At 60.1% G+C, this 17,424-nt stretch carries 15 protein-coding genes; 13 read left to right on the forward strand and 2 right to left on the reverse strand.

What is annotated here, in order from left to right:
* The first annotated feature begins 30 nt into the window (after nt 1-30).
* The 3 genes from ACTZWY_RS01520 to ACTZWY_RS01530 all read left to right on the forward strand — a co-directional run bounded on the left by ACTZWY_RS01520 (nt 31) and on the right by ACTZWY_RS01530 (nt 2,369).
* Entirely contained in the window at nt 31-726 is a 696-nt protein-coding gene (locus tag ACTZWY_RS01520; protein WP_444788909.1) for a CoA transferase subunit A, read from the forward strand.
* Between the two features lie 61 nt (nt 727-787).
* Nucleotides 788-1,756 carry a sulfotransferase gene (locus ACTZWY_RS01525; RefSeq protein WP_444788910.1) on the forward strand — a complete coding sequence of 323 codons (969 nt, stop codon included), beginning with the start codon at nt 788-790 and terminating at the stop codon, nt 1,754-1,756.
* Nucleotides 1,740-2,369, forward strand: coding sequence for a CoA transferase subunit B (locus tag ACTZWY_RS01530; RefSeq protein WP_444788911.1), 630 nt, complete (start codon nt 1,740-1,742; stop codon nt 2,367-2,369). Before ACTZWY_RS01525 ends, ACTZWY_RS01530 begins: the two co-directional genes overlap by 17 nt.
* A gap of 58 nt (nt 2,370-2,427) precedes the next feature.
* On the opposite strand, the gene ACTZWY_RS01535 is transcribed toward ACTZWY_RS01530, so the two are convergent.
* A complete protein-coding gene (locus ACTZWY_RS01535) occupies nt 2,428-3,216 on the reverse strand; it encodes an enoyl-CoA hydratase (RefSeq protein WP_444788912.1) in 789 nt (262 codons plus the stop codon).
* A gap of 85 nt (nt 3,217-3,301) precedes the next feature.
* On the opposite strand from ACTZWY_RS01535, the gene ACTZWY_RS01540 reads away from it, so the two are divergent.
* From ACTZWY_RS01540 to dnaE, 8 genes are all read left to right on the forward strand, one after another.
* A complete protein-coding gene (locus tag ACTZWY_RS01540; protein WP_444789038.1) occupies nt 3,302-3,715 on the forward strand; it encodes a PaaI family thioesterase in 414 nt (137 codons plus the stop codon).
* A 181-nt stretch (nt 3,716-3,896) separates the two neighbouring features.
* Entirely contained in the window at nt 3,897-5,051 is a 1,155-nt protein-coding gene (locus tag ACTZWY_RS01545) for an RsmB/NOP family class I SAM-dependent RNA methyltransferase (RefSeq protein ID WP_444788913.1), read from the forward strand.
* Between the two features lie 142 nt (nt 5,052-5,193).
* Entirely contained in the window at nt 5,194-7,485 is a 2,292-nt protein-coding gene (locus ACTZWY_RS01550) for an ATP-binding protein (protein ID WP_444788914.1), read from the forward strand.
* A gap of 145 nt (nt 7,486-7,630) precedes the next feature.
* Nucleotides 7,631-8,644, forward strand: coding sequence for a nicotinate-nucleotide--dimethylbenzimidazole phosphoribosyltransferase (cobT, locus tag ACTZWY_RS01555; RefSeq protein WP_444788915.1), 1,014 nt, complete (start codon nt 7,631-7,633; stop codon nt 8,642-8,644).
* A gap of 4 nt (nt 8,645-8,648) precedes the next feature.
* Nucleotides 8,649-9,419 carry an adenosylcobinamide-GDP ribazoletransferase gene (cobS, locus tag ACTZWY_RS01560; protein WP_444788916.1) on the forward strand — a complete coding sequence of 257 codons (771 nt, stop codon included), beginning with the start codon at nt 8,649-8,651 and terminating at the stop codon, nt 9,417-9,419.
* Nucleotides 9,410-9,943: an alpha-ribazole phosphatase family protein gene (gene cobC / locus ACTZWY_RS01565; RefSeq protein WP_444788917.1), complete on the forward strand. Its 534-nt coding sequence runs from the start codon at nt 9,410-9,412 to the stop codon at nt 9,941-9,943. The genes cobS and cobC overlap by 10 nt, the downstream gene beginning before the upstream one ends.
* The gene (gene cobU, locus ACTZWY_RS01570) at nt 9,933-10,472 is read left to right on the forward strand and encodes a bifunctional adenosylcobinamide kinase/adenosylcobinamide-phosphate guanylyltransferase (protein WP_444788918.1); all 540 of its coding nucleotides are present in this window, start codon (nt 9,933-9,935) and stop codon (nt 10,470-10,472) included. The genes cobC and cobU overlap by 11 nt, the downstream gene beginning before the upstream one ends.
* On the forward strand, nt 10,469-13,912 hold the full coding sequence (dnaE, locus tag ACTZWY_RS01575; protein WP_444788919.1) for a DNA polymerase III subunit alpha: 3,444 nt from the start codon (nt 10,469-10,471) through the stop codon (nt 13,910-13,912). Before cobU ends, dnaE begins: the two co-directional genes overlap by 4 nt.
* 186 nt (nt 13,913-14,098) lie before the next feature.
* On the opposite strand, the gene ACTZWY_RS01580 is transcribed toward dnaE, so the two are convergent.
* Nucleotides 14,099-15,055, reverse strand: coding sequence for an L-malyl-CoA/beta-methylmalyl-CoA lyase (locus ACTZWY_RS01580; RefSeq protein ID WP_444788920.1), 957 nt, complete (start codon nt 15,053-15,055; stop codon nt 14,099-14,101).
* A 257-nt stretch (nt 15,056-15,312) separates the two neighbouring features.
* Here ACTZWY_RS01580 and dgcN point away from each other — a divergent pair, with 257 nt between their 5' ends.
* On the forward strand, nt 15,313-16,314 hold the full coding sequence (dgcN, locus tag ACTZWY_RS01585) for an N-acetyltransferase DgcN (protein WP_444788921.1): 1,002 nt from the start codon (nt 15,313-15,315) through the stop codon (nt 16,312-16,314).
* A gap of 87 nt (nt 16,315-16,401) precedes the next feature.
* Nucleotides 16,402-17,364: an N-acetyl-D-Glu racemase DgcA gene (dgcA, locus tag ACTZWY_RS01590; protein ID WP_444788922.1), complete on the forward strand. Its 963-nt coding sequence runs from the start codon at nt 16,402-16,404 to the stop codon at nt 17,362-17,364.
* The last annotated feature ends 60 nt before the right edge of the window (nt 17,365-17,424 follow it).

A 17,424-nucleotide genomic window follows, 5' to 3' on the forward strand; every position in this document is an offset into this window, starting at 1 on the left:
TGGCCAGATTATGAACGAGGGAGTGACGCAATGAAAAAGGTTTACGGCTCTGCCACCGAGGCCCTTGACGGGTTGTTGTTCGACGGAATGACCATTGCGGCAGGCGGTTTTGGCCTGTGCGGTATTCCCGAACTGCTGATTGATGCAATCCGCGATGCGGGCACCAAGGACCTGACCATCGCTTCCAACAACGCGGGCGTCGATGATTTCGGGCTGGGCGTGCTTCTGAAAACCCGTCAGGTCCGCAAGATGATGTCATCCTATGTCGGCGAGAATGCGGAATTCATGCGCCAGTATCTGTCGGGCGAATTGGAACTGGAATTCAACCCGCAAGGCACGCTGGCCGAACGCATGCGCGCAGGTGGCGCGGGGATACCGGGCTTTTATACCCGCACCGGCGTTGGCACCCAGATCGCTGAAGGCAAGGAACACAAGGAATTCGGCGGCGAAACCTTCATTCTGGAACGTGGCATTGTCGCTGACCTGTCGATCGTCAAGGCATGGAAGGCCGACACCACCGGCAATGCGATTTTCCGCAAGACCGCGCGCAACTTCAACCCGCCTGCCGCCAAATGCGGCAAGGTTTGCGTGCTGGAGGTCGAGGAAATCGTGGAACCCGGAACCCTTGATCCCGATCACGTGCACCTGCCCGGCATCTATGTGAACCGCCTGATCCAGGGGCAGCACGAAAAACGCATCGAACAGCGCACCACGCGCGCTGCCTGATAGTGGCGCAGGGGGCGGGCATGGGAAAAGCGCAACGCCTGAACATAACGTCTACGGGGCCATGAGTGACATGGCCCCGCCCAATTTCCTGTTCATTATTGGAACTGCAAAGGCTGGCACATCTGCGTTGGCAAATTGGTTGGGCGCGCGCGATGACATGGTCCTTGGCAAGATCAAGGAACCCCGCACTCATTCGAATATGGACCAGACGATATGGGACGGCCCTGCCGCAGCGGAATTCAGGCAAACAATTCTGACGGATGCGCGCAGTTATGCCCAGAATTTCGCCCATAAACCCGAAGCGGCATGGGCCATTGACGCATCGACCGATTATTTGTGGTGTCCCGCCTCGCCCGGGATGCTGGCTGATTTCGCCAGAACACGACGCTGCAAGTTCATTTGCCTGACGCGCGATCCTGTTGCGCGCACCATTTCACAATATCGCCACACCCTGCGCCTTGGCACGGCGGAAACGCTGAAGCAGGCGCTGGACCGCGAAGCCGCGCGCATCAAGATGCATTGGCAGCCATTGTATTGGCATATCCGGCGCAGCCACATTGAACGCAACATTCAAACTTATGCTGATCTGTTCGGGGATGATCTGCTGATTCTGGATTATGACGATCTGCAAGACCCCAACACGGTGCTTGCCCGCGTTGCCGGATTTTTGGAAGTGCCCGTCCAGCCGTTGCGTGGGCAGTCGCAATACAACACAACATTGTTGCCCCGGAACCGCCTTGTGGCCGCGCTTTACAAAAACGCAGGCATGCGCGACACGCTGCGTAATCTGGTTCCAGCCCCCTTGCGCAGCCGCTTGCGCGCGCTTGGCCACACAACACGCCCTGTTCAGGTCAGCGAGAAGGAAAAACACCTTGTGCTGACAGTGCTGAAGGACGAAATTGCGGCTTGCATTACCAACCCGCTTATACCAACCCAAAACTGGCGCAGCGCGCAGGCGCTTGATGCATCCACCGCCACAGACAATCATGGCCTGCTGAAAAAATGGAGGAAAAATGCCCTGGGATCGTAATCAGATGGCCGCGCGTGCGGCGCAGGAACTTCGGGACGGGATGTATGTGAACCTTGGGATCGGCATTCCGACACTGGTTGCAAATTACATCCCCGAAGGCGTAAGCGTCACCCTGCAATCGGAAAACGGGATGCTGGGAATCGGCCCCTTCCCCACCGAGGATGAGGTCGACGCAGACCTGATCAATGCAGGCAAACAAACCGTAACGGCCCTGCCGCATACGGCCTATTTCGACAGTGCCGAATCCTTCGCCATGATCCGCGGTGGCAAAATCAACATGGCAATCCTGGGCGCGATGGAAGTTGCCGAAAACGGCGATATCGCAAACTGGATGATTCCGGGCAAACTGGTCAAGGGCATGGGCGGCGCGATGGACCTTGTTGCCGGGGTGGAACGCATTGTGGTGGTCATGGATCACACCAACAAATCGGGCGAGTCGAAACTGCTGACGGCCTGCACTCTGCCGCTGACGGCCCAAGGCGTGGTCAAGCGCATCATCACCAATCTGGGCGTTCTGGATGTGGTCGAAGGTGGGTTGAAAATCATCGAATGCGCCGATGGTGTCAGCGAAGATGACATCCGCAACGCGACCGAAGCAAAGATTGTGAACTGACAGAACAAAGCCGGACGGCGCTGGCGCATTGCAGGGCCGCCCCGCCCCCGGCGCAGGATTACGCCCAATCAGGCTTGCGTTTTTCCAAAAAGGCAGAAATCCCTTCCTCTGTGTCGCGCCACAGCATGTTTTCCACCATGACCTGTCCGGCATGTGCATAGGCGTCTGCCAGCGTCATTTCGGCCTGCGCATAGAATGCCTGTTTGCCGATCTTGACAGCAGGGGCCAGTTTTTCAGCAACTTTCTGCGCAAGCGCCATGGTCTGAACCTCCAACTGGGCGGCGGCAACAACATGATTGACCAGCCCCAACTCAGCCGCGCGGGCGGCATCAATGAACTGTCCGGTGGTCAGCATTTCGAATGCCGTCTTGCGGGGAATATTGCGTGTCAGCGCAACCATGGGGGTGGAACAGAACAGCCCGATATTCACGCCATTCACGCCGAATCGTGTTCCTTCTGCCGCTACGGCCATATCGCAACTGGCCACAAGCTGGCACCCGGCGGCAGTTGCAATGCCATGCACTTGCGCAATGACAGGTTGCGGCAATGCGGGAATCATCTGCATCAGGCTTGAACAGCGCGCAAAAAGATCCGCGAAATACGCCGCGCCCCTGTCCGGCGCGGCCCGGCCCGCCTGCATTTCCTTCAGGTCATGACCTGCGCAAAATGCCTTGCCCGCGCCAGACAGAACAATCACCCTGACGCCGGGTTGCTGTGATACCGCATCAAGCTGCGCAGCCAACGCAGCCAGCATCGCATCTGACAACGCATTCAGGTTGGCAGGGGAATTCAGCGTTATCCGCGCAATCCCTGCCGTTACGTCACATTGAACAATTGCATCGCTCATCTTGTCATTCCTCCCGTGCTGCGTTGACTATAGCGACAACAGGGACGCAGGCAAAAGTCAAACAGAACAGGGGACAGGCATGGAAATGAACCGCGAAACACTGACTGAATTTCTGAAATCCGAATTCCGCCAAGTCGCTGACATGTTTGCAATCGAGGATGTCGGACAGCGCGCTGTCACTGTGCGCCTGCATAACGACGACCGCCATCTGCGGCCCGGCGGCACAGTTTCGGGGCCAGCCATGTTTGCCTTGGCTGACGTGTCTGTCTATCTGGCCATCCTGTCCATGATCGGGCCAAAAGCGCTTAGCGTCACCACGAATTGTTCCATCGACTTCATGCGCAAACCCGCTGCGGGGGTGGACCTGATCTGTCAGGCCCGCATCCTGAAACTGGGGCGTATTCTGGCTGTCGGGGAATGCTTGTTGTTTTCCGAAGGGCTGCAAGACCCTGTAGCGCGCGCATCGTTGACCTATTCCATCCCACCAGACCCTCGCTGACCAACGGTTCGGCATTGCGCCACCAGGCCAGAACGGTCCCCGCGCGCGCCAGTCGCAAGGCCACTGACGCATGTCAGGGGCCGGTTGGGCGGGCGGGTGGGCGACTGGCGCGCGCGGGGACCGTTCTGGCCAAGGACGCACGCGCTTGCTATGACACCCGGACACGCAAACCGAGGACTCCATGACCCCCGCCGCCCGCTTGCAAGCTGCCATTGACATACTGGACCGAATTTTGTCCGGCACCCCCGCCGAACAAGCCCTGACAGGCTGGGCCCGCAACAGCCGGTTCGCAGGCGCAAAGGATCGCGCCGCCATCCGCGACCATGTCTTTGATTGTTTGCGCTGCAAGCGTTCATTCGCCCATCTGGGCGGCGCCGAAAGCGGGCGGGGGCTTGTGTTGGGCTTGCTGCGCGCACAGGGCATCGACCCCGAACCGCTGTTCACCGGACAGGCCTATGCACCCGCCGCCTTGACCGCGGAAGACATGCGTCAGCCTGCCAACGCCATGTCTGACACCATCGCGCTGGATTGCCCGGACTGGATTGCCGATGATTTGCGCCGCAGTCTGGGACTCAATTTCCCGGCGGTCCTGCAGGCGCTGCAAGAACGTGCGCCGGTCTATCTGCGTGCCAATCTGGCACGCACCACCCGTGCGCAGGCAGCGCGACTGCTTGAACATGACGGTATCATCACAAAACCCCATCCACTGGCGGGGACAGCGCTGGAGGTTGTGGAAAACGCCCGTCGCGTGCGTCAATCCGATGCGTTTACCACTGGCTTGGTCGAATTGCAGGACGCCGCATCGCAGGCCGTTGTGAACGCTGTTCCCCTGACTGACGGCGCGCGCGTGCTGGATTACTGCGCAGGCGGCGGGGGCAAATCACTGGCACTTGCCGCGCGCGGGGCGCATGTGACCGCCCATGACGCCAACCCCGCCCGCATGAAGGATATTCCCCAGCGCGCGCAACGCGCAGGTGCCCGTATTGACATGACACAAACGCCCGAAGGGCTGTTCGACATTGTGGTAACAGATGTGCCCTGTTCGGGGTCTGGCAGTTGGCGGCGCGCACCTGCGGGCAAATGGTCGCTTGACCGCGCCGCGCTTGAGTCCCTTCTGCAAGTGCAGGGAGAAATCCTAAAGCAGGCTGCCGGGCATCTCAAACCGGGCGGCGTCCTTTGCTACATGACATGCTCCCTGCTGGACGTGGAAAATGCGGATCAGGTGACCCGGTTTTTGGCCCATGCACCCCAGTTTTCCCCAGTGGCGCAAAAACAGTTTACGCCGTTGGACGGCGGCGACGGCTTTTTTCTGGCAGTGCTGCAACACTCAGGCTGAAATCCGTTGCAGCCATGCAACCAAAAGTTGAAGTTTCATTCAAGGCTTTGGTAACCAATTCTAAAGTCTCTTGTTCTTAGAATAGCTTTCAACGTCGCGTTTCATCACATGCAATATGCATGGCCCCATTTGGCAGAACAAAATGCATCTTGTAGCCGAATTTCGACCGCGCCATCTGCTTTTGCTCGCTGTGGCGGGGGTGGCAATCAGCGCCGGTGCCGTGGCAGGTCTGCGCGGGACAGTCTGGTTTACACCGGCACTGGCCATCGGGGCGTCATTGGGCATGGCGGCCCTCCTGCTATGGGCGGGTCGCAGTTTCGCAAAGCTGTTGCAGGCCCATGAACACAAGGCCATCCGGGCGCTACTGGACAATTCCGAAACATCTTGCTTTGTGGTGTCGGGCAGGGACCAAACCATTGCATGGCAAAATCGCGCTGCCACCGCGACATTTGGGCCATTGGCCGACCTTGGGGCATTGCTGGGCAATTACTGTGCCACGCCAACCAATGTGATCATGCAACTGCATGATCAGGCCAGCGCGCGCGGACATGCCACCAAAGACCTAAGCATCGGGGCGCAGCCCTGCCGTGTCGAAGTCATCTTGACCGATGGGGGCAATTTCCTGTGGCGCATTCCCCCTGACACTGTCAGTCAAGTCCAGTCTGACTTGCCATTGGAATGGGCGCGATGTGACCCAAGCGGGCGCATTTTGCACCTTTCACCTTTGCTTGCGGCCCATTTCGACACAGCGCCAAAACATATTGGCGACCTTGTCAAACCCGCCATGCCGGACGGAAACCACCCCGCACAGGTTCAGTTGGCCAACACATCGATTGACCGCCTTGCCTGTCGGGTGCCCTATGGCCCTGCGGAACAGGCCATCATCTTTCTGCCCGCACAGCCCGCGCCTGCATCGCCCGCAGGGGCGGAGATTTCCATGAACCAACTGCCCGTGGCCATTGCCCATATCGCGCCCGACGGGCATATCGCCTATGCCAACCGCGAGGCGCGCCGCCTTTTGCACCTGAACGCACAACAGGAAATCTTGTTCAGTGACCGCCTTGAGGGGCTTGGCAGACCCATCTATGAATGGATGGAGGATGTGCGCTCGGGGCGGCTGAAACGCAGCACAGAAGTCATGCGTCTGGTCCGCCATGGCGAGGAAACCTACATTCAGGTATCGCTTCGGGCGCTGTCATCCGGTCCAGCAGGGTATACTTTGGCCGTGATGAACGATGCAACAGAACTGAAATCGCTGGAAGCGAAATTCACGCAAAGCCAGAAAATGCAGGCAATCGGGCAGCTTGCCGGTGGGGTCGCGCATGATTTCAACAATCTGTTGACCGCCATATCAGGGCATTGCGAACTTATCCTGATGCGCCATGACAGCAGCGATGTTGATTACCCGGACCTGATGCAAATCCAGCAAAACAGCAACCGCGCGGCAGCGCTTGTGCGCCAGTTGCTGGCATTTTCCCGCAAGCAGACGCTGCAGTTTGAAACGCTGGACCTGCAGGCGGCGCTGGCTGAACTGGTGCATCTGCTCAACAGGTTGGTGGGGGCCAAGATCACGCTGTCATTGCGCTTTGCCGAACAGACAATCAACATCCGTTCGGACAGGCGCCAGTTCGAACAAATTCTGGTCAATCTGGTGGTGAATGCACGCGACGCCATGCCGCTGGGCGGCGAGGTGGTGATCGAAACCGCGATACAGAAACTGCCCAAAGGGCTTTGTCGTGATCAGGCCACATTACCGCCGGGCGACTACGCCGTGATTGAAGTACGCGATAAGGGTCAAGGTATTCCCAAAGCCAACCTGTCCAAACTGTTTGAACCCTTCTTCACAACCAAGCGCCAGGGCGAGGGGACCGGGCTGGGCCTGTCCACGGTCTATGGTCTGGTCAAGCAAATGGGCGGTTTCATCTTCATCGACAGCGAAGAGGGCACCGGCACCACTGTCAGCCTGTATTTCAAGCCACAAGCCGCCACCACGCAACCACAAAAAACCCGCCCGCCTATACCCTCAGTGGCCGCACAACCCCTGCGCCCCCGCAGCCTTGTGCTGCTGGTCGAAGATGAAGCGCCGGTCCGGTCCTTCGCGGCACGCGCGCTGCAACTGCAGGGCCACCGCGTGCTGGAAGCAGAATCAGGCGAGGCCGCCTTGAAAATTCTTGCCGATGGCGAAATCTGCCCTGACCTGTTCGTGACCGATGTTATCATGCCCGGCATTGACGGGCCGGGTTGGGTCAGCAAAATCAGGCCCAGCTACCCGCGAACCCCCGTCGTTTTCATGTCTGGCTATGCCGAAGACAGCCGGTCTGCCGCGCAGGCGCGCATAGAAAATTCAGTATTTCTGGCAAAACCGTTTTCGCTCAGCGACTTCACCTCAACAGTGAATGCACAGCTTTTGCAACATGCGGGCAGCGACGGATAACCCCTCGGCGCGCGGCCTTTTGCCCCCGCAGCATGCTTTCAGATTGCATCATGCGGGGTGGCCCTTTACGGTGATGGCATCCCCGCCATGACCCGGCTATGTCAGGACCGTGGTGTGATTACATGCTTTTTCCATCAGGATAACCATGACCGACCAGACCCACCGCCTTAGTGCCGCTGAAATCCAGCATGCCATCGACACCAAGACCAAACCTTTGGGCGCCTTGGGGCGCATTGAAACGCTGGCGGCCCAGATTGCGGCATTCCGCAACAGCCTGACACCGCGCATGGACAGCTGCGTTCTGACAATCTTTGCCGCCGACCATGGCATCGCGCATGAAGGTGTGTCCGCCTATCCGCAGGAAGTGACAGCACAGATGATGCTGAATTTCCTGTCAGGCGGGGCCGCGGCGAATGTGTTTGCCACGACCCTGAACATTCCGGTGCAGGTGGTCGATGCAGGTGTGGCCGGTGACGCCATCACCCACCCCAAACTGATATCGCGCCGCATCGCCGCAGGCAGTGCCAGTTCGCTGACGGGTCCGGCGATGACCGCAGCGCAACTGGCGCAGGCCCTTGCGCATGGCGCAGATATTGCCCGCACCACCAGCGCGGATGCGCTGGCTTTTGGGGAAATGGGCATCGCAAACACCGCGACCGCCAGCCTTTTGCTGCATAAACTGTCGGGCTTGCCGTTGGCTGATCTGGTGGGGCGGGGCACCGGATTGACGGATACAGCCCTGGATCGCAAACGCCGCATTCTGGAACGTGCCGCCGCGCGCTGCCCCGACAAACTGGACCCGGACACCATTCTGGCCGAATATGGCGGTTTTGAAATTGCCATGATGGCGGGCGCGATGCAGGAGGCCGCAGAAACGGGACGGCTGGTTCTGGTGGACGGGTTTATTGCCACTGCCGCAGCGGCGGCGGCGCTGGCGCGTGCGCCGCATATTCGCCCTGCCATGATATTTTGCCACTGTTCACAAGAAGCAGGCCATCGCGCTGCACTGGACTGGCTGGGCGCCGATCCGTTGCTGGACCTGGACATGCGACTGGGCGAGGGGACGGGCGCAATTCTGGCGTGGCCGCTGGTGCGGGCGGCGGCGGCCATGCTGTGCGACATGGCCAGTTTTGAAAGCGCTGGCATAAGCACAGGCTGACATCATGGCCCCGTTGCGCGACATCGCCGCCGAATCCGCGTTGGCGCTTCAGTTCCTAAGCCGCCTTCCAGTTGGGGGCAGGACCATCTACAGCCCGGAACGCTGGGCGCGCATTCCCTGCTGGTTTGGCATGGTGGGGCTGGTTCTGGGGCTGCTGGCGGCGGCGGCGTTGTGGCTGGGCGCAGCGGTTTTGCCACAACCCGTGGCTGTGGTGCTGACACTTGGGCTTATGGCGCTGGTCACCGGCGGCCTACATGAAGACGGGCTGGCCGATGCTGTGGATGGCATGGGCGGCGGCCGCACACCGGAACGCGCCCTGGAGATCATGCGCGACAGCCATATTGGCAGCTACGGGGTGCTTGCGCTGGTCATGGCGGTGTTATTGCAAGCGGCCTGTCTGGCGCATATGCCATTGGCATGGGCCATGGGGGCACTGGTTCTGGCGCATGTGTTCAGCCGGTCGGTCATGGCGCTGGCCCTGGGGCAAGGGCGGTATCTGCGCCCGCGCGGGGCGGGAACGGGCCTAGACCGCCCCCTTGGCCCCAAAGGACTGGTTTTGACGCTGGCCGCAATATCATGCGCAATGGGGGTTGGTTTTATGCTGGCCCTACCTGCGGTGGCCATGGTGCTGGCCATGGTCATCAGCGCAGGCGGGGCCGGGCTGTGGCTGCACCTGACACGGCGCAAAATACAGGGCGATACAGGCGACACGCTGGGCGCTGCACAAATGATTTCGGCCACTGCCTGCCTGATCGGGCTTGTGGCATGGCTATGATATTGCTGCGCCACACCCGGCCCGACGTGGCCCCCGGCATTTGCTACGGGCGCAGTGATCTGGGGCTTGCGCCGTGCTTTGGAGATGCGGCGCAAACTGTCAGTCAAACCCTGCCAGATGTGGCGCGCATTGTATCTTCGCCGTTGTCGCGGTGTTTGCGGCTGGCCAGACATGTGGCGCAAGCACGCGCGCTGCCCCTGACCATTGACCCGCGCCTGAGTGAAATGGATTTCGGCACATGGGAAGGACAACCCTGGGAGGATATTCCCCGCGCGCAGCTGGACGCATGGGCGCGCGACATTCTGCACGCCCGCCCCCATGGTGGCGAAACGGTTGCCGCGCTGCGTGACCGCGCGCTGGCCGCGCTGCGCGACCATGCCGTCCCTGCCACACTGGTTGTCACGCATCATGGCGTTATCAAATGCGCGCGCAGCCTGATCATGGGCAATGATGCGTGGCAGTCAAACCTGCCATTTGGCCACTGGATCACGATTGCCCCGCAGGTGTTTCTTGATGCACCATGACCTGACGCTCATCCTTGGGGGGGCGCGGTCTGGAAAAAGCGCCTTGGCCGAACGCGAAATCACGGCCCTGCCCGCGCCGTGGCACTACATCGCCACAGCGCAAGCGTTTGACGATGAGATGCGCGACCGCATCCGCCATCATCAGGCCCGGCGCGGCAACGGTTGGCACATATATGAAGACCCGTTTGATCTGGCCCAACGCCTGAGCACCCTGCCCGATGGCGCGCCGGTGCTGGTGGATTGCCTGACCCTGTGGCTGACAAACCACCTGCTGGCCGATCACTGCCTGCAAGCGCAATATGACGCGCTGGAAATTGCCCTTCTGGCGCGCAAGGGACCGGTCTGGCTGGTATCCAACGAGGTGGGGCTTGGCATTGTGCCCGACAACGCGCTTGCGCGCAGGTTCCGTGACGAAGCGGGGCGGCTGAACCAACGCATGGCCACCCTTGCCACCCGCGTCATTTTCGTGGCCGCTGGCCTGCCGCTGCAATTGAAGGGGGCTGCACGCCCCCCTATGATGGACCCATGACACAAACACCCCGCTTCATTCACCTGCGAACACATACCGAATATTCCCTGCTGGAAGGGGCCTTGCCGCTGAAAAAGCTGGTCAAGGATTGCGCCGCACAAGGCATTCCCGCCATCGCCGTCACTGACACGGATAATATGTTTGCGGCGCTGGAATTTTCGGTGCTGGCGTCGGGGTCCGGCGTGCAACCCATTCTCGGGTGTCAGATTTCCGTGGCCTATGACCCGCCCGCGCCGGGGGAAAAGCTGCGCATGCCAGCCCCTGTTGTGCTGCTGGCGCAGTCCGAGGCGGGCTATATGAGCCTGATGAAACTGAATTCCTGCCTGTATCTGCCCAAGGACCGGCCCGTGCCACAGGTCACGCTGGAAGAACTGGAACAGCATTCAGACGGGCTGATCTGCCTGTCTGGCGGGGCTGAAGGGGCGGTGGGCAAACTGGTCCAGACCAACCAGATGCCCAAGGCCCGCGCGCTGATGGAACGGCTGGCGGCCACCTACCCCAACAGGCTATATGTCGAATTGCAGCGCCACGCGGGCGAAGACGGCCAGATGATGGAAGCCCAGCGCGTGACAGAACGCCCCTTCGTGGAAATGGCCTATGACATGGGGCTGCCGCTGGTGGCCACAAATGATGTCTATTTCCCCAAATCCAAGATGTATGAAGCCCATGACGCGCTTTTGTGCATCAAGGAAGGGTCCTATGTCGACCAATCCGCGCCGCGCCGCCGTTTGACGCCGCAGCATTACCTGAAATCGCCCGAAGAAATGGCCGCCCTGTTTGCCGACCTGCCCGAAGCGCTGGAAAACACCGTGGAAATCGCGCGGCGCTGCGCCTACAAGGCCGAACGCCGCGCGCCCATCCTGCCACGCTTCGCCGATGACGAGGTGCAGGAACTGCGCCGTCAGGCCAAGGAAGGGCTGGCCGCACGTCTGGCCGTCATTCCCCATGCAGCCCCCGTGGCGGAATATGAACAACGGCTGGAGTTTGAGCTGGGCATCATCGAAGGCATGGGCTTTCCCGGCTATTTTCTGATTGTTGCCGATTTCATCAAATGGGCCAAGGATAACGGCATTCCTGTTGGCCCCGGCCGGGGGTCGGGGGCGGGGTCGCTGGTGGCCTATGCGCTGACCATCACGGACCTTGACCCGCTGCGCTATGCGCTGCTGTTTGAACGGTTTTTGAACCCTGAACGTGTATCCATGCCGGATTTCGACATCGATTTCTGCATGGACCGCCGCGAAGAAGTCATCCGCTACACCCAGAACAAATACGGCGATGACAAGGTGGGCCAGATCATCACCTTCGGTGCGCTGCTGTCCAAGGCTGCGGTGCGCGATGTGGGGCGCGTGCTGCAACTGCCCTTCGGTCAGGTCGACAAACTGTCGAAAATGATTCCCGTAGAAGGCGTGAAACCCGTCAGCATTGAAAAGGCGCTGGCCGATGAACCGCGCCTGCGCGAAGCTGCCAAATCCGAAGAAGTGGTGGACCGGCTGCTGACCTATGCCCAGCAAGTTGAAGGGTTGTTGCGCAATGCCTCAACCCATGCGGCGGGGGTGGTGATCGGTGACCGCCCGCTGGACGAACTGGTGCCGCTCTACCGCGACCCGAAATCGAACATGCCTGCCACGCAATTCAACATGAAATGGGTGGAACAGGCCGGTCTGGTCAAGTTCGACTTTCTGGGCCTGAAAACCCTGACGGTCATACAGAACGCGGTTGATCTGCTCAAACGGCGCGGGGTGGAGCTGGACATTTCCGCCATCCCGCTGGATGACAAACCCACCTATGAGCTGTATGCCAGCGCGCGCACAGTAGCTGTGTTTCAGGTGGAAAGTTCGGGTATGATGGACGCGCTGCGGCGCATGAAACCCACCTGTATTGAAGATATCGTGGCCCTTGTGGCACTGTATCGCCCCGGCCCGATGGAAAATATTCCAACATATTGCGAGGTGAAGAACGGGTTGAGGCCGCTGGAGTCGATTCACCCGTCGATTGATTTCATTCTGGAAGAAACCCAGGGCATTATCGTCTATCAGGAACAGGTGATGCAGATTGCGCAGGTCATGGCGGGCTACTCGCTTGGCGGTGCGGACCTGCTGCGCCGCGCCATGGGCAAGAAAATCGCCGAGGAAATGGCCAAGGAACGCCCCAAATTCGTAAAAGGGGCCATTGCCAACTGGGTGGATGAAAAGAAAGCAGGCGAGGTGTTCGACCTGCTGGAAAAATTCGCCAATTACGGGTTCAACAAATCCCACGCCGCCGCCTATGCCGTGGTGAGCTACCAGACCGGCTATCTGAAGGCGAACTACCCCGTGGAATTCATGGCCGGTGTCATGAATTGCGATATCCACCTGACCGAAAAGCTGGCGGTGTATAAGCGCGAAGTGGACCGGATGGACATTACAGTGGTGCCCCCATGCGTGAACAGGTCGCGCGCGCGGTTCGATGTGCAGGACGGGGCGTTGGTCTATGCACTGGGTGCGCTGAAGAATGTGGGTCTGGACGCCATGCGCCTGATCGTGGACGGACGCGGTGACAAACCGTTTGCCACGCTGTTCGACCTTGCGCGCCGTGTGGACCTGAAACGCGTGGGCAAACGCGCGCTGGAAATGCTGGCGCGGGCGGGGGCGTTTGACCAGTTGGACCGCAACCGCAGGCGCGTATTCGACAGCCTTGACGGGCTTGTCAGCTATTCGGCGGCCATCCATGACGCGCGCGCGTCCAATCAGGTATCGCTGTTCGGCGAGGCAGGCGCAGACATCCCCGAACCGCGCCTGTCGCAATGCGATGACTGGCTGCCCACCGAACGGCTGGGATATGAACATCAGGCCATCGGCTTCTACCTGTCCGGCCACCCGCTGGACGATTACGCGGCCGCATTGAAACGCAAACAGGTCATGACCTTGGCCGAACTTGAAAAGAAAGCTGCGGGCGGGGCGATGGTGGCCAAAATTGCGGGCACGGTTTCCGGCAGGCAAGAACGCAAATCCGCACGCGGCAACCGCTTTGCCTTCGTGCAACTGTCCGACACCACGGGCCTGTATGAAGTGACCGTGTTTTCCGACACGCTGGAAGCAGGCCGCCAGTATCTGGAAACCGGCCAGAACGTGGTTCTGACAGTCGAAGCCACGATGGAAGCCGAAACCCTGAAACTGCTGGCGCGCGGGATCCAGCCAATCGACTCGGTCGTGGCGGATGCAGGCGCAGCGGGGTTGCGCATCCATGTCGACACAATCGCAGCGATCCAATCAGTGGCCAAACTGCTGGGCGCAGGACAGGCGCAGGCCCTGCGCGGTCAAGGTCCGGTGCGGTTTTGCGTGGCGGATGTGGGACAGGGCCGTGAAATCGATATCGACACCGGACTGAATTTCGCAATAACGCCCCAGATCAAAGGCGCTGTAAAATCGCTTGGTGGCGTTGTCATGATCGAGGATCTTTAGACGGCGATGCAGCAAAACAGGCGCAGGTTCCTTGCAGCATGCCCCTTTCAACCGCAATGGCACCCGCCATCAGGTTGCGCCTTGTGACCTGCCTTCGGCAGACACAAGGCACCCCAGTGGGGGCAGGCAGGGGCGGGCACAGCCCGCCCCTGCCTGCCCCCACATCCCCTTTGCCAAAAGAAGGCGTCAGCCCGCAATCATCTCGGACTGCCGGACAATAACTTCAGCTTGCTTGATCGACGCAATATCGACCAAACGTCCCTTGTAAACTGTCGCCCCTTCGCCGCGGGCTTTCGCCGCCGCCATCGCATCCAGGATTTCGCGCGCCTCCGCGACTGCCGCTTCAGACGGGGTGAACACCTCATTGGCAAGTGCCACCTGTTTGGGGTGGATCGCCCATTTGCCCACCATGCCCAGTGTGGCCGACCTGCGCGCCTGCGCGCGAAACCCTTCATCATCACTGAAATCACCGAATGGACCGTCAACAGGCAAAACCCCATGTGTCCGACAGGCCGCAACGATGGCCGATTGCGCCCAATGCCACGGGTCCGACCAATGACGCGCGCCATCATGCAGCATATAGTAATTTTCCTGCGTGCCACCGATCCCTGTTGTGGCCATTCCCATGGAGGCGGCAAAATCAGCCGCGCCCAGACTCATGGCCTGAAGCCGCGGGCTGGAAGCTGCAATTTCATCGACATGCGCGATACCGGCTGCCGATTCAATGATCACTTCGAAACTGATGCGGCGCTTGCGGCCCTTCGCCGCTTCAATGGCGCTTACCAATGCATCGACGGCATACACATCTGCCGCACAGCCCACTTTCGGGATCATGATCTGGTCCAGCCGGTCGCTGGCCTGTTCAAGCAAATCAACGACATCCCGGTACCAGAACGGCGTATCCAGCCCATTGATACGCACCGACAGGTATTTATTGCCCCAATCCACATCATGGGTTGCCGCAATAATATTCGCGCGCGCGGCGTCCTTGTCAGACGGGGCGACAGAGTCTTCCAGATCAAGGTTAATGACATCCGCAGCCGATGCCGCCATCTTCGTAAACAGGGCCACACGCGACCCCGGCCCAAACAGCTGGCAACGATTGGGCCGCGCAGGGGGGGCAGGCTGGATACGGAAACTCATTCATCACCTCGTGGATAGTAAATTTCGCTTTTATCTGCTTTTTGGTTATAATGTTGCGCGCAACTTCGCAAGGCAGTTTCTGCGCATGCATCATTCGGGGACCAGCCCCCGATGTTAGGGCAATAATTTTGCGCATTCTTCCTATTTTTAGCGAAATTCTTGTTCAAAATTGCGTATATAAGTAAAAATTCACGATAAGCTTGCCTGTGTTCCGCGCAAAACTGCACCAAAGAAAACTGACCCTTCGGGAGCATACCATGATTAAGACACCTTATCTTCTGTTCCTGGGCGATGCGCCCGACCCGTTGGCCGCCAAGGTCGCACAAGGGATCAAGGACTGGCGGCCAGAATTCGCGCTGGGCCAGTTGCGCATGGACGGGTGCCGCGCCGATATGGGCCTGCCGGACATGACCCTTGCCGAGGCAAAAGCCGCAGGGGCAAAAACGCTTGTCATCGGCGTGGCCAATCGCGGCGGGGTGATTTCGGGGGCATGGAAGAAAGTGCTGGTGGCGGCACTTGAAGAAGGGTTCGATCTGGCATCTGGCCTGCACAACCTGCTGCGCGACGAACCGGACCTGAAGGCGGTGGCCGAGGCAACCGGGCAGCAGTTGCACGATGTGCGGGTTCCGTCCGTGAAATACCCTATCGCCAACGGGGAAAAGCGCAGCGGAAAGCGGTGTCTGGCCGTTGGCACCGATTGCTCAGTCGGGAAAATGTATACAGCCCTGTGCATGGAGCGTGAAATGGTTGCGCGCGGCATGAAAGCCACATTTCGCGCCACCGGCCAGACCGGCATATTGATTACCGGCGGCGGCGTGCCGCTGGATGCCGTGATCGCGGATTTCATGGCAGGGTCCATCGAATGGCTGACGCCCCACAACGACGCTGATCATTGGGACCTGATCGAGGGGCAGGGCAGTTTGTTCCATGTCTCGTATTCCGGTGTCACCATGGCGTTGATCCATGGTGGCCAGCCCGACGCGTTGATCCTGTCGCATGAACCCACGCGCACCCATATGCGCGGCCTGCCCGGCTATGCCCTGCCGGAACTGGCCGATTTGCGCGATACAGCGCTGCATCTGGCGCGGGTGGCGAACCCTGCGGCACAGGTCATCGGGGTTTCCGTCAATACCGCCGCGATGAGTGAACAAGACGCGCTGGATTATTGCGCCCGCGTCGAGGCAGAGATGGGCCTGCCCACAGTGGACCCGTATCGTCACGGGGCAGGAAAACTGGTAGATGCGCTGGCCGCAATATGATCATGGGTGCAGCAGGGGCTTTGCCCCTCTGGGGCGTGCCGCCCCATTCACCCCAGGATATTTGACCCAGACTGAAAAGGGCAGGACATGCTGACAGTGACCCATGACAGGTTTCGACTGGCGGAAGTGTTTACAATCGCGCGGGGATCACGGAGCCATGCCGATGTGGTGAGTGTTCACCTTAGGCGGGAGGGCGCGCAGGGGCGTGGGGAATGCGTGCCATATGCTAGATATGGTGAGACGATCGAGTCCGTCAGCCGTGAGATTGAAGCACTGGCAGACGGGATCGGACGGGAGGCGTTGCAAGGAATTTTGCCACCTGGTGCCGCGCGCAATGCTGTTGATTGTGCTTTCTGGGATTGGGAGGCCAAGCGGGCAGGCAAGCGCGTGTGGGAATTGGCGGGCCTGAGCGCACCCGGGCCATTGATTACGGCATTCACCCTGTCGCTGGATACGCCTGACCGGATGGAAGCCGCGGCCCGCAAGCATGCTGCGCGGCCCTTGTTGAAGATCAAGCTGGGCACCCCGGATGACATGCCGCGACTGGAAGCTGTGCGGCGCGGGGCGCCCGATACGCGGATAGTCATTGATGCCAATGAAGGCTGGAGTGCGGATGTCTATGCAGAGCTTGCGCCCCATCTGATCGGACTGGGCGTGGCCATGGTGGAACAGCCCCTGCCAGCAGGCGAGGACGGCATGCTGGCAGAGATTGCGCGCCCATTGCCGGTTTGTGCCGATGAAAGTTGCCATGACCGCGCCAGCCTGCCCGCGCTGAAGGGCAAATATGACATGGTGAATATCAAGCTGGACAAGACTGGCGGCCTGACCGAGGCACTGGCGCTGCGCGACGCTGCGCGCGCTGAAGGGTTCGGTGTGATGGTGGGGTGTATGGTGGGCAGTTCGCTGGCCATGGCGCCCGCGATACTGGTCGCCCAAGGGGCGGATATTGTTGATCTTGACGGCCCGCTTTTGTTGGCTGAGGACCGCGAGCCGCCCCTGATATATGATGCGCAAGGTGTTCATCCCGCGCCCCCTGGGCTTTGGGGTTGATCACCCTTTTCCAACGCGGGAACATGCGCTATGCAGCATCCCAAATCGGAGGACAGCCAG

Source organism: Roseinatronobacter sp. NSM (assembly GCF_052379845.1).
GTDB lineage: Bacteria > Pseudomonadota > Alphaproteobacteria > Rhodobacterales > Rhodobacteraceae > Roseinatronobacter.